This is a genomic window from Candidatus Rickettsiella isopodorum, from assembly GCF_001881495.1.
Lineage (GTDB): Bacteria > Pseudomonadota > Gammaproteobacteria > Diplorickettsiales > Diplorickettsiaceae > Aquirickettsiella > Aquirickettsiella isopodorum.
The window spans coordinates 100,100-112,593 of the sequence record NZ_LUKY01000032.1; the positions used below are offsets into that span (position 1 = coordinate 100,100).

The window sequence follows — 12,494 nt, forward strand, 5'->3', positions numbered from 1 at the left end:
GCGTTACAATCGAGCAAAAAGCAATGAAGCATTCGTTCCACCAAATCCAAACGAGTTAGAGAGCGCATAATCCATTTTTAATTCTTGTGGTACATTGGGAACAAAATTTAAATCGATATAATCATCATCGGGAATATTGAGTTCAGGTGGATTCCCGGGATTATCTAAATTAATCGTTGGTGGCACTTTTTGTTCTTTCAGTGCTAGAATAGTAAAAATTGCTTCAACTGCGCCCGCAGCGCCTAGTAAATGGCCGGTCATCGATTTAGTCGAACTAATCGCCATCTTTTTAGCATAATCACCAAATACGCGACGTATCGCTCTTAATTCTAAATAATCACCTTGCAATGTGGAAGTCGCATGCGCATTGATATAAGCCACTTTTTCTTTATCGATATTGGCGTCATGCAAAGTATTTAACATCGCTGTCATGGCCCCCTGCCCGTCTGGTGCGGGACTGGTCATATGATAAGCATCCGCACTCATACCAAAACCCACTAATTCGGCATAGATAGGTGCATTGCGTTGTTTAGCGCGTTCATATTCTTCTAAGACTAAAATACCTGCACCGTCACCTAACACAAAGCCATCACGAGCTTTATCCCATGGGCGACTTGCAGCTTGTGGATCTTTATTACGATTAGATAACGCTCGACAAGCAGAAAATCCACCTAAGCCTAAAGGAGTCGTCGCCATTTCCGAACCACCCACCACCATGACATCCGCATCCCCATACAGAATAGTTCTGGCACCTAAACCAATATTGTGTGTACCCGTAGTACACGCAGTTACCACGGCAATGTTTGGTCCACGTAATCCATAACGAATCGAAATTTGGCCCGCTAGCATATTGGTAATAGCGCCCGGTATAAAAAAGGGAGATATTTTGCGCGGGCCTCCTTGTTCTAATTTACTGTTGTTTTCTTCAATAAAAGGTAATCCACCAATACCAGAACCGACTGCTACACCAATACGATCCGCATTTTTTTCAGTGATTTCTAGTTTTGAATCCGCCATCGCTTCTATTGCAGCCGCTAAACCATATTGAATAAATAAATCCATTTTTCGGCCATCTTTCGCCGAAATACCATAATTTTCAGCTTGAAAAGCTCGCACGCTAGCAGAAATTTGACAGGGGAAAGCGGAAACATCAAATGCGGTAATTGTAGAAACTCCACTTTTACCTGCCAATATTGCTTCCCAAGTAGTTTTGGTATTAAGACCTAACGGTGTCATCATCCCAACACCGGTTACCACTATACGTCGCTTTTTCTTCACGTTACCGCCCCCTTCAAATGAACTGGCTTATATTCTGGTGCTGCTTACTGCTGCTTATTGTTTTATATGGAGTTTATTCTTCAGTTTCTTCTGAGCTTTCTGTTTCGACTTTATGTTGTTTGATGTAATCGACTGCTTGTTGAATGGTACGGATTTTTTCAGCTTCTTCATCTGGGATTTCGGTATCGAACTCTTCTTCCAATGCCATCACTAATTCGACGGTGTCTAAGGAATCAGCACCCAAATCATCCACAAAAGAAGCTTCCATAGTGGCCTCTTCTTCTTTTATTTCAAGTTGATCAACCACTACCTTCTTTACACGCTCTTCAATTGTACTCACTGAGAATCTCCCCTATTTAGTATAAATAAAACCTGTCGCTTAGTTTATTCAATTATTGAGTGAACGCAAGTCACTTTACTTAAATTAAGCAATTAAGTTTAGCCGCTTACAAACTAAACTTATGTTGGAACCCTATTCTGATCAATTCATATACATTCCACCATTAACATGTAAAGTGTTTCCAGTCACATAATCGGCCCAATCAGAAGCTAAAAATACACACGCATGAGCGATATCCTGAGCTGCGCCTAATCGTTTGACTGGAATTTTTTCCAGCAATGAGGTGCGTTGATTTTCATTTAATTGACGAGTCATATCCGTTTCTATAAATCCTGGCGCGACAACATTGACAGTAATATGGCGCGTTGCAACTTCTTGAGCCAATGCTTTGGTAAATCCAATTAACCCTGCTTTTGCCGCCGCATAATTAGCTTGACCGGGATTTCCTGTACAACCTACTATAGAAGCAATATTAATAATACGTCCATATTTCGCTTTCAGCATCGGTTTTAAACACGCTTGTGTTAACTTAAAAACAGCACTTAAATTAGTATCTATCACGGCATTCCATTCATCGACTTTCATACGCAGTAACAGATTATCACGGGTAATGCCCGCATTATTCACTAATATATTAGGTAAGCCAAATGCGTGTAATTCGGTCATTAAATTTTTTATCGACACTTCATCGTTTAAATTGAGTACTAAACCTTTTCCTTTTAAGCCTTGCTCATGGAATGCATGGGAAATTTTTTCAGCTCCGGCAGCGGTAGTGGCGGTCCCTGCAACCAGTGCACCTTGTTGCGCCAACCCTACTGCAATTGCAGCACCAATACCGCGGCTGGCACCCGTCACCAAGGCTATTTTACTCTTTAATAACATAAACCTTCCTTAACCAATTAAGGCTTCTTGTAGTATTTCCGGATCTTGTATCGAGAGTGTCGGTATCGATGTCATACGTTTATTCAAACCCGCTAACACTTTACCTGGACCACATTCAATAAATTCTTCGATCCCGTGTTTTTCAAGCGATTGTATTATTTCTACCCAACGCACAGGATTATATAATTGTTTGATTAAGGCTTTTTTTATCAGTATCGGATCGTGTTCAATACTTGCATCAACATTATTGACGACAGGGATATGGGGAACAGAAATATGAATGGTTTGCAACGTTTCAGCCAAATGTTCAGCCGCGGGTTTCATTAAAGCACAATGCGAAGGGACGCTGACTGGAATACGTTTCGCTAGTTTAGCACCGGCTTGTTTAGCCTGTTCCAACAATCGATCGATCGCAGCCGCATCCCCTGCTACCACCGTTTGACCGATGGAATTATAATTAGCCGGCGCTAAGACTTGACCTTCAGCTAATGAGTCGCATAAAACCTGCAATTTACCATTATCTAAACCGACAATAGCTGCCATCGCACCCGCACCCGGTGGGATTGCTGCTTGCATTAAACGCCCACGTTCGGCTACCAGACGTACAGCGATCAAAAAATCCAACGCCCCGGCACACACTAAGGCTGAATATTCACCTAAACTATGGCCCGCCATAAACGTCGGTTTTACGCCTCGCTGTTGCTGCCAAACCCGCCATAAAGCCACACTGGCTACCAATAAAGCGGGCTGTGTGTTTTCCGTTTGATCAAGTGCCGCTTCCGGACCCTTCTGGCACAACTCCCACAAGTCAAACTTTAGGACTTGTGAAGCCAGCGCAAATGTTTCTTGAATTAAAGGGTACTCTTTCGCAAACTCAGCTAACATTCCTAATGTTTGCGAACCTTGGCCTGGAAAAATAAATGCAACTTTTTTATTCATAATTACTTTATCCATAATTACTCACTCAAATTGAACTTTACAAAATCACATAGTTTATGAGGTTCTAGGGCAAATAGGGTTTCATTCAATAACGTACTAAAGCAGAACCCCACGTTAAGCCTGCGCCAAAACTTTCCATTAACAATAATTGTCCGCGTTGGACGCGACCGTCACGCACGGCGACATCTAAGGCTAACGGAATAGAAGCAGCAGAAGTATTGCCATGTTGATCCAACGTAACAACAACTTGCTGTAGAGTCATTTTAAGTTTATTCGCCATGGCTTGAATAATTCGTAAATTAGCCTGATGCGGTATTAACCAATCAATATCTTTTTTATTTATTTTATTCGCGGTTAAGGTTTCCTCTAAGACTGCACTTAATTTGTTAACCGCAATTTTAAACACTTCACTGCCTTGCATTTTAAGATGCGGAACATCACCTTTTTTTAAGCCTGTACCTAATGATAATAAATCTTTATATGATCCGGCTGCATGCAGATGCGCAGAAATAATTCCTGGTTCTTTAGCGGCTTGAAGTACCACTGCACCGGCACCGTCACCAAATAAAATACAGGTAGATCGATCTTCCCAATTAATAATATTGGACATACTTTCACTGCCTATCACTAAGGCAGTTTCAACCACGCCATTACGGATAAATTGATCCGCAACACTTAAAGCATAATTAAAACCAGCACAGGCCGCTACAATATCAAAGGAAGGACATCCATCTTCACCCAACTCGGCTTGTACTAAACAAGCAGTGCTGGGGAAAAACTTATCGGGAGTACTCGTGGCAACAATAATTAACTGTATATCCTTAGCGACCATTTCAGCGGCTAACAAGGCTTGCTTTGCTGCTGCAGCCGCCATACTCGCCGTGCTATCGTTAGGACCGATAATACGACGCTCGCGTATGCCAGTACGTTCAACTATCCATTCATTCGTGGTAGCCACCTTCTTCTCGAGCTCGGCATTGGTTAATATCTTTTCTGGTAAATAACTGCCCGTGCCTGCAATACGTGAATATTTCATAAAGACTGTTCAGATTCCTTCAATAAACCGGTTACTTGTTCGCGTATCCGTTCGGGAATATTTTTTTGTACTTCCAAGATCGCTTCATTGATAGCATTTTTAAATGCCAATATATTGGCACTCCCATGACTCTTAATCACTATGCCGCGCAAACCCACCAAACTAGCACCGTTATAATGGGCGGGATCAAATTGTTTACGTAACCCTTTCAATACATGCAAAGCCATTAAGCCAGAAAGACGTGAAAACCAATTACGATTAAAGGCTAGTTTAATATAATGACTCATTAATTTTGCCACCCCTTCAGTTACTTTCAATGCCACATTACCGACAAAACCATCACATACGATGACATCCGCCAACCCTTGATAAATCTCATCGCCTTCGATATAGCCGATATAATTGATATGCGCATTCTTTAATAATTCCGCCGCCTTTTTAACCTGTTCATTACCTTTTATTTCTTCAGAACCAATATTCAATAAGGCCACTCGTGGACTGGGAATATTATCAATCTCAGAACTTAATACTGAACCCATAACGGCAAATTGTAGTAGATGTTCAACCTCGGTATCGACATTCGCACCCAAATCTAAGACGCGTACTTTGGTTTGTTCTTTCATCGTAGGAAGCATCGCACTAATAGCCGGTCTATCGATGCCCGATATGGTTTTCAATACAAAACGGGCTGTCGCCATGAGTGCACCGGTATTGCCGGCACTGACACAAGCCTGAGCCTCACCTTCTTTGACTAAATTAATCGCAACACGCATCGAAGAATCTTTTTTATTACGCAACGCTAAAGCCGGAGCTTCATCCATCGATACCACCTGGGTCGCGGAATGTAACGTCAATTGACTGGACGCTGGCTTGATTTTTGCCAGTTTCAGCTGATTTTGCAAATTATCCAAGTCACCGACAAGAATAATATGTAGCTCTGGCTCTTCCTGAAGAGCCAGAATCACAGCGGGTACTATGACGGAGGGGCCGTAATCGCCTCCCATAGCATCTATAGCAAGAGTATAACGAGACATTTTACAGGTGTTATTCCTTAACGTTTAGTACCTTTTTTCCACGATAATAACCATCTTTGGTGATATGGTGACGAATATGCCTTTCTCCACTAGTCGCATCGATAGAGATAGCGGGAGAAGTTAAGGCATCATGCGCACGGCGCATGTTTCTTTTGGATCGAGATTTACGTGATTTTTGGACTGCCATGAGGGCCCTCTTATATATAAGGAATTCTATAAAGAGGCATATTATGGGGGCTGATGGTCGAAAAAACAACCGGTGTTTTTATTTCACTTCAGCAACTTTTACTAAGTCCTGATACTTCAATAGCAATTGTTCACGGGTTTCTTTATGGTCAGGATTAACGACGATACAAGCTACCGGGCAAACCTCAACACACTGCGGGGCATCAAAATGACCCACACACTCTGTACATTGATGGAACTTAATTTCATAAATAAACTCACCCTGAATGATCGCGTCATTAGGGCATTCGGGCTCACAAACATCACAATTGATACAATCATCGGTTATTAATAAAGCCATCTCACCCCTGTTCTTAGCATTTTGTTTGTTTAAATTTGGTTTGTAAAGCCTCTGCGACAACTGCCGGGACAAACTGTGCCACATCGCCTCCGAGACCGGCAATTTCTCTGACTAAGTTAGCAGAGATAAAAGAATGCTGCTCGGCCGGAGTTAAAAATAAGGTTTCCAAATTAGGCATCATTTTCCGATTCATACTTGCTAATTGAAATTCATACTCAAAATCAGAAACTGCACGTAGACCGCGTAAAATGACGTGTGCGTTATATTCTTTCGCGCAATTGATTAACAAACCATCAAAACCATGTACCTGTACATTATTAAGATCGTTTAACGCTTGTTTAGCTAAATGGATGCGTTCATCCACAGAAAAAGCCGGTACTTTACTCGGATTCTTCGCCACCGCAACGATAACAGTTTCAAACAAACGTGCAGCACGTTGCACTAAATCAAGATGGCCATTGGTCATCGGATCAAAAGTTCCGGGATAGATTACTTTGATTTTCATGAGTGCATCATATTTTAGGGAGACCGAAAAAAAATCCTAAAAATATTAAACCACCTATCCAAGCATTATTCAAAAAAGCTTTAAAACACGCTTCAGGTTTTCGATCTTTAATTAAAAAATGTTGATAGATCAATAAAGCCACTACTAACACCAACATCACATAATAAACCCAATACACCTTTAAGTAGAAGCCGATAAGGCTTAATAATAAAACAAAGACTGTCTCTAAAATGGCAATAAAAACCACTTCACGCTGACCCAATGCCAGCGCACTGGATTTAATGCCCACGCGCCTGTCATCGTCTCTATCCACCATGGCGTAGATGGTATCATAAGCAACACACCAACCATAAGCGGCCAAAAATAATAACCAAGCAATAGCCGGTATTTTCCCGGTTTCTGCAGCAAAAGCCATTAAGATGGACCAAGCGCCAAATACGATCCCTAAAAATAATTGTGGCCATTCAATATAGCGTTTGGTAAACGGATAGATAGCCATCATGACCACGGCGATTCCGGCCAGCTCTATGGTTAAGTCATTCAATTGGTACACCACAAGAAACGCTAGTAAGCTTAAAACAAGTAATATAAGCACCGCTGCTTTCAAACTCACCGCACCGGTCGCTAACGGTCGATGTTGCGTTCTTGCCACAAAACCATCCAGATTTCTATCCGCAATATCATTCATCACACAACCGAGTGATCGTGTTAGCACCGCACCGATTATAAATAAAGCAAGGATTTTAAAATCTACGGCGCCCGCACTCGCAATCCATAACGCCCATAACGCAGGCCACAATAATAAAAATATCCCTATGGGTTGATGCAATCGAAGCAACGCAATATAAGCTCGCCAACGTGGTAGGTAGTTCATGCTGCTTATCGTATAATAGGATTAGCCACACTGCAAAGCATCGATAATGGGTATACTATATAAAATTTGATGATCTTCATTCACAAGGAGCGTTGTTCATGTTGAAAAAAATCAGGACTACGATTTGCTCACAGGCATTGGATTTTTGGCAAGGCATCGTGAAAATGAAGCGACCGGAGTGTATTAATAACCCTAAAGATTGCGAGTTAAACGACAATACAGACAAAAATTCAATGGTTAAGCGTATACTTTTCATTTTTTCAGGTTGCTTCCCTTTAGTAGCTAGTGCGTCTATTCCTGGATTTTATCTCTTAGGTCAACTCGGCACAGCCGACACACACCAAGAAGCAACTAATGCCGCTGCGCAATCTATTAATAGTAAAATGGCTTTCACCGGCCGCATCGCTGGCGGTTATCAATTTAATCAAAACGTCGCTTTTGAAATGGGTTACACGCGGTTTTCTGATGTTGATTTTTCCGGCGTCGGTGGTGTACCCGGCCAAAACGTTTCTTTAAGGGAAAAAGCTATTGATTTTATGGCTAAACCGATGTTACCTATTTCGAGTAATGTCAATCTTTATGCCAAATTAGGTTTAGCCTATCTTAAAGCAAATGGTTCTGCTCTCGTCAATGGTCGGAATTATCTAGGTTATTCCGATAGCTGGAATCCCAGTTTCGGTCTCGGTCTTAGCTATGATATTACACCGTTTGTACCGCTCGATTTAGCATGGACACGCATCCAAGGTGTCGGTGGTGGTAACAGCCTACCCAGTACCGATTTTTATTCGATAGGTTTAGCGTATTATTTTGGTTAACGCGTTGCATTGAAAATAGAGTTTAGCTTTATCTTTTATCTGTGCTTATCGTTTTTCATAAACTATTTTTTAACTGTTTAATCATTTATTATTAGGAGGCATTATGCAAAAAAGAAATACAACCGCCTTATTGCTGGTGAGTACAATGACTATTTTCAGCACGCAAAGTGTACATGCTGAAATGCCCGGTTTTTATGCCGGCGCACAAGTCGGTTATGCGAATAGTCATATCAATACGACTAATTTAGTCACGGTAAATAATGGAACGTCTCCGGTGCCGTTACCGGATCTGAATAACCTTGCTTTAGCCTATCGCCTCAGTTTTGGTTATCAATTTGATCGACATTGGGCAATGGAATTTGGTTATCGCCATTTTAGTAACGCCGATATTTCACTCGGCACAAATAATTACATCGCCAGTGCATCCAGCAAATCCAGTGCATTCGATTTAACTGCAAAAGGAATACTTCCCGTCACCACTAAATTAAGTCTTTATGGAAAATTAGGCATTGCTTATCTACGCCCTAACTCACAAGGAAGTTTAATTATCATTAATGCTCCTTACAACGGCACAACGAATAGCTATTCTAAAACCTTAGAACCAACGTTTGGTTTAGGAGTGAGTTATGCATTGAAACCGAATGTTCCTGTCGAATTTTCTTGGAATCGTATCCAAAAAATAGGGGGTAGTAATCATGCGCCGAGCAGCGATTTTTACTCACTCGGCGTGTCGTATTATTTTGGATAATGTCTGCATACAACATGCCATCTATGGAAGTACATTAAAATAGCTAATGAAAGAAAAACTTTTTAATAACCTACTTTTTGTATTTCGCAGTATTTCTTACAAATTGACATTAATTCATATTAACGATTAAATAGTAAACTCCAATAATAATATTCCCGTGGAGAAAATAATAACAATGCTTAAAAAAATACTCATTACCAGTGTCTTAACAGCAAGTGCATGTGCTGTGATGAATGCTAATGCGGCACTTCCAGTGGGTTTATATGTAAGCGGTCAGACCGGTTACGCCGACACTCACATGAAATCTCGTCTCCCGTCACCGACTGGAATTGCCTTAGAAAATGACGGACTGACAGGTCGTTTGGCGATTGGTTATAAAGTCACGCCTAATTTTGCCTTAGAATTAGGTTACTTACAGTTGTCTGAAGGAAAATCATACTTTCCTAAACAAAATATCACCTTATACAATAAGCAACATGCTATCGACGTCGCTGCTAAAGGCATTTTACCCATTACCAGCAATGTTAATATTTATGGGAAATTGGGTGTCGCTTATTTAACTACCGAATTAAAAGAGGATACTACCTTAGATGGGACACCTACGTCTATCGATCTCAATTCCGTTGAAGGAATTGCAAAACATAAATGGGCTCCTGAAGTGGCTATCGGCATGGGTTATGACATCACACCTAACGTGACGGTCGATACCTCATTAACACACATCCAACCTTTGGGAAGCAATCGTCCTGGTAACATAGACTTCTTGGCTGTCGGTGTCGGTTATCGCTTCGGCTAAACTTAGCTTACAAGCAAATATCTAAAAAACCCCTAATTAGGGGTTTTTGCTTTTGTGTTCGTTAAAGAATAAAACTCACCTCAACACTGCGGCGATTAGAGTCGAGATTCACGAGTATTACTGAAAAAAACGACTTTCCTCGCATACGTTATGCTTAACCCATTAAATAAAAATAGAAAGTTTACATTTTAAAAAAATTTTTCACAAAAACAAAAAAATAAAATAAAGAAAATTTTTTTATGCCAGACGTTGACAATAAACCAATCTAATTGTTTAATAGTTGCTCGTTTAACTAGTTAAATCCTTTCAGGAGAATAATAATAATGTTTAAAAAAATTCTAAATACATCTGTATTAGGTGTTTCTGTATTAGGCGCTATGGCAGCGAATGCTGCTGCACCGGGTGTATACGTCACAGGCCAAGTCGGTTATGCCAATACCCAGATGGGTAACAAAACCGATACCGCTAATCTTCTTCATAATAAAGATAAAGCTGAAGCTAATAACCTATCCAATAATGGTTTAGCAGGTCGTTTAGCACTAGGTTATCAATTTAACCAAAATTTTGCGGTAGAAGTAGGTTACCTACAATTAGGTCAAAGGAAAGTTAATGTACTTGTAAGCCCAGAACAATCATCATTAAAATTACGACAAAATGCACTCGATTTAGTGGGCAAAGGCATTATCCCTATCAGTAACAACATTGATGTCTACGGTAAACTCGGTGTTGCTTATCTAACCAGTGATATTAAGGAAACGGTTAAAGAAGGTGGACACTCTACTACCACGTATGATCTTAATGATGTCGCTGGGGTTAACAAACACCAATGGGCGCCAGAAGCCGCTATTGGCGTCACCTATGACATTACACCAAATGTATCTGTAGATACTTCTTGGACACACATCCAACCTTTAGGCAAAAACCGACCCGGTAACATCGACTTTGTTGCTGTCGGTCTCGGCTACAATTTTGGCTAAATCTTCGTTTAACCCCCCAAAAAAACCATTTTTAAGGGGGTTTTTTAATTAAGATAACTATTCTTGATTAAAAAATTAAGCTAATTAGTACCTCTATCTAAGTTTTTAGTTATTGGTATTAATTGACAATAAAACTAAATCTAATTGTTTAATAGTTGCTCGTTTGACTAGTTAAACTCTTTCAGGAGAATAATAATAATAATGTTTAAAAAAGTTCTAACCACAACGGTGTTAGGTGTTTCTGTTTTAAGTGCAATGGCAGCGAATGCAACAACGCCTAGTCTCTATGTCACCGGCCAAATTGGTTATGCCAATAACAATATGAAATTAAAATCGAATGATAAACTTCCAAATAATAATTTATCAAACTCGAGCTTGGCTGGCCGAGTAGCGATTGGTTATCAGTTTAATCAAAACTTCGCATTAGAAGCGGGTTATTTTCGAACTAATCAAAAGCAAATCACTCTTGTTACGGATAGTCAAAAGGGCCTAGTCGTAGGTGATGTAGCGCTCGATCAAAATGCCATTGACTTAGTAGCTAAAGGTATCCTACCTGTTAACAGTAACCTTAACGTTTATGGTAAATTAGGTGTCGCCTATGTGACGACTGATTTTAGCCTTAACTCAGATGATGAAAGATTTGGCCCTACCATTCAAAACATTGCTAAGCGCAAATGGGCTCCAGAAGCGGCAGTTGGCGTGAGCTACGATATTACTCCAAATGTATCTTTAGATACCTCTTGGACACACATCCAACCTTTAGGTAAAAACCGACCCGGTAACATCGATTTTGTTGCTGTCGGTCTCGGCTACAATTTTGGTTAAACCTTTGTTTAAACCTTAAAACTCAAAAAAAACCCCTTTTTTAAGGGGTTTTTCTTTTCTATCACGCAAGCATATAGCCCTTATTATTAGATTAGTGTGCTATGGAGGCTATCAGGCGATAAAGGGGGGTGACCTGAAATCCCTATTATATGAATATAATTTTCCAGCTAAAAGGCCGGATTGATGCTCCTTCACTTGAACTTTATCAATATATTTGATAAAAAAAGTTGACAGATATTTATACAAGTGATAAATAAGACCTGTTTAACTAGTTAAACCTTTAAGAGGAAAATAATAATATGTTAAAAAAAATAATCGCAGTAAGTGTATTAGGCGTTTCGGCGTTTGGTATGGTGGCTGCTAATGCAACTACTCCAGGCGTTTATGTTGAAGGCCAAGTAGGTTATGCCAAAACCGGCAAGCACTTTGTAAAGCCTTTTCCTTCAGGAAAAGTTTCTTCCAAATATCAAGGTGGTTTAGCGGGTCGTTTAGCTATTGGTTATCAATTCAACCCAAACTGGGCGGTTGAAATGGGTTATTTACAATTAGCTCAGCAAAAAGCTAATGTAAAATCTAGTCTGGCCAAGCAATCGGTCACACTGAATCAACATGCTTTTGATGTCGTTGGAAAGGGTATCCTCCCTATCACCAGTAAGTTTGATGTCTATGCTAAAGTAGGTATGGCTTATTTAGTCAATGATCTAAAAGGTAATGTAGTGAATGGGCAATCAATTGTTAGACCACTGGCTAAACATAGCTGGGCACCTGAAGCAGGTGTGGGCGTTACTTATAATATAACTTCTAATGTGTTTATTGATACTGCTTTTACGCATATTCAACCCATTGGTAAAAATCAGCCGAATAACATTAATATGGCCACAGTAGGTCTAGGATTTACTTTCGGTTAAAAATCACCAAA

Annotated in this window: 16 protein-coding genes; 6 read left to right on the forward strand and 10 right to left on the reverse strand. The window is 40.2% G+C overall.

Going from position 1 to position 12,494, the window contains the following annotated elements; genetic code table 11:
* Positions 1-3 precede the first annotated feature (3 nt).
* From fabF to ubiA, 10 genes are all read right to left on the reverse strand, one after another.
* Entirely contained in the window at positions 4-1,278 is a 1,275-nt protein-coding gene (gene fabF / locus A1D18_RS02610) for a beta-ketoacyl-ACP synthase II (RefSeq protein ID WP_071662271.1), read from the reverse strand.
* 73 nt (positions 1,279-1,351) lie between these two features.
* Positions 1,352-1,618, reverse strand: coding sequence for an acyl carrier protein (gene acpP / locus A1D18_RS02615; RefSeq protein ID WP_071662272.1), 267 nt, complete (start codon positions 1,616-1,618; stop codon positions 1,352-1,354).
* A gap of 141 nt (positions 1,619-1,759) precedes the next feature.
* Positions 1,760-2,500, reverse strand: a complete 741-nt coding sequence (gene fabG, locus A1D18_RS02620; RefSeq protein WP_071662273.1) for a 3-oxoacyl-ACP reductase FabG — start codon at positions 2,498-2,500, stop codon at positions 1,760-1,762.
* A gap of 9 nt (positions 2,501-2,509) precedes the next feature.
* Positions 2,510-3,439 carry an ACP S-malonyltransferase gene (gene fabD / locus A1D18_RS02625; protein WP_071662274.1) on the reverse strand — a complete coding sequence of 310 codons (930 nt, stop codon included), beginning with the start codon at positions 3,437-3,439 and terminating at the stop codon, positions 2,510-2,512.
* A gap of 85 nt (positions 3,440-3,524) precedes the next feature.
* The gene (locus A1D18_RS02630) at positions 3,525-4,475 is read right to left on the reverse strand and encodes a beta-ketoacyl-ACP synthase III (protein ID WP_071662275.1); all 951 of its coding nucleotides are present in this window, start codon (positions 4,473-4,475) and stop codon (positions 3,525-3,527) included.
* Positions 4,472-5,509: a phosphate acyltransferase PlsX gene (gene plsX / locus A1D18_RS02635; RefSeq protein ID WP_071662276.1), complete on the reverse strand. Its 1,038-nt coding sequence runs from the start codon at positions 5,507-5,509 to the stop codon at positions 4,472-4,474. Before plsX ends, A1D18_RS02630 begins: the two co-directional genes overlap by 4 nt.
* Positions 5,510-5,519: 10 nt before the next feature.
* The gene (gene rpmF, locus A1D18_RS02640; protein ID WP_071662277.1) at positions 5,520-5,696 is read right to left on the reverse strand and encodes a 50S ribosomal protein L32; all 177 of its coding nucleotides are present in this window, start codon (positions 5,694-5,696) and stop codon (positions 5,520-5,522) included.
* 78 nt (positions 5,697-5,774) lie between these two features.
* Positions 5,775-6,035, reverse strand: coding sequence for a YfhL family 4Fe-4S dicluster ferredoxin (locus A1D18_RS02645; RefSeq protein WP_071662278.1), 261 nt, complete (start codon positions 6,033-6,035; stop codon positions 5,775-5,777).
* A gap of 13 nt (positions 6,036-6,048) precedes the next feature.
* A complete protein-coding gene (coaD, locus tag A1D18_RS02650; RefSeq protein WP_071662279.1) occupies positions 6,049-6,540 on the reverse strand; it encodes a pantetheine-phosphate adenylyltransferase in 492 nt (163 codons plus the stop codon).
* 7 nt (positions 6,541-6,547) lie between these two features.
* On the reverse strand, positions 6,548-7,414 hold the full coding sequence (gene ubiA / locus A1D18_RS02655; protein ID WP_071662280.1) for a 4-hydroxybenzoate octaprenyltransferase: 867 nt from the start codon (positions 7,412-7,414) through the stop codon (positions 6,548-6,550).
* 98 nt (positions 7,415-7,512) lie between these two features.
* Between ubiA and A1D18_RS02660 the strand changes: the two genes are divergently transcribed.
* The 6 genes from A1D18_RS02660 to A1D18_RS02685 all read left to right on the forward strand — a co-directional run bounded on the left by A1D18_RS02660 (position 7,513) and on the right by A1D18_RS02685 (position 12,483).
* The gene (locus tag A1D18_RS02660; RefSeq protein WP_071662281.1) at positions 7,513-8,229 is read left to right on the forward strand and encodes an outer membrane beta-barrel protein; all 717 of its coding nucleotides are present in this window, start codon (positions 7,513-7,515) and stop codon (positions 8,227-8,229) included.
* Between the two features lie 103 nt (positions 8,230-8,332).
* The gene (locus A1D18_RS02665) at positions 8,333-8,977 is read left to right on the forward strand and encodes an outer membrane beta-barrel protein (protein WP_071662282.1); all 645 of its coding nucleotides are present in this window, start codon (positions 8,333-8,335) and stop codon (positions 8,975-8,977) included.
* A 175-nt stretch (positions 8,978-9,152) separates the two neighbouring features.
* A complete protein-coding gene (locus A1D18_RS02670) occupies positions 9,153-9,773 on the forward strand; it encodes an outer membrane beta-barrel protein (protein ID WP_071662283.1) in 621 nt (206 codons plus the stop codon).
* A gap of 323 nt (positions 9,774-10,096) precedes the next feature.
* Positions 10,097-10,750 (forward strand): outer membrane beta-barrel protein, encoded by a 654-nt coding sequence (locus tag A1D18_RS02675; protein WP_071662284.1) that lies wholly within the window; start codon positions 10,097-10,099, stop codon positions 10,748-10,750.
* Positions 10,751-10,951: 201 nt separating this feature from the next.
* Positions 10,952-11,575 carry an outer membrane beta-barrel protein gene (locus A1D18_RS02680; RefSeq protein WP_071662285.1) on the forward strand — a complete coding sequence of 208 codons (624 nt, stop codon included), beginning with the start codon at positions 10,952-10,954 and terminating at the stop codon, positions 11,573-11,575.
* Positions 11,576-11,874: 299 nt separating this feature from the next.
* Complete coding sequence (locus A1D18_RS02685; protein ID WP_071662286.1) at positions 11,875-12,483, forward strand: outer membrane beta-barrel protein; 609 nt, start codon at positions 11,875-11,877, stop codon at positions 12,481-12,483.
* Positions 12,484-12,494: the final 11 nt, after the last annotated feature.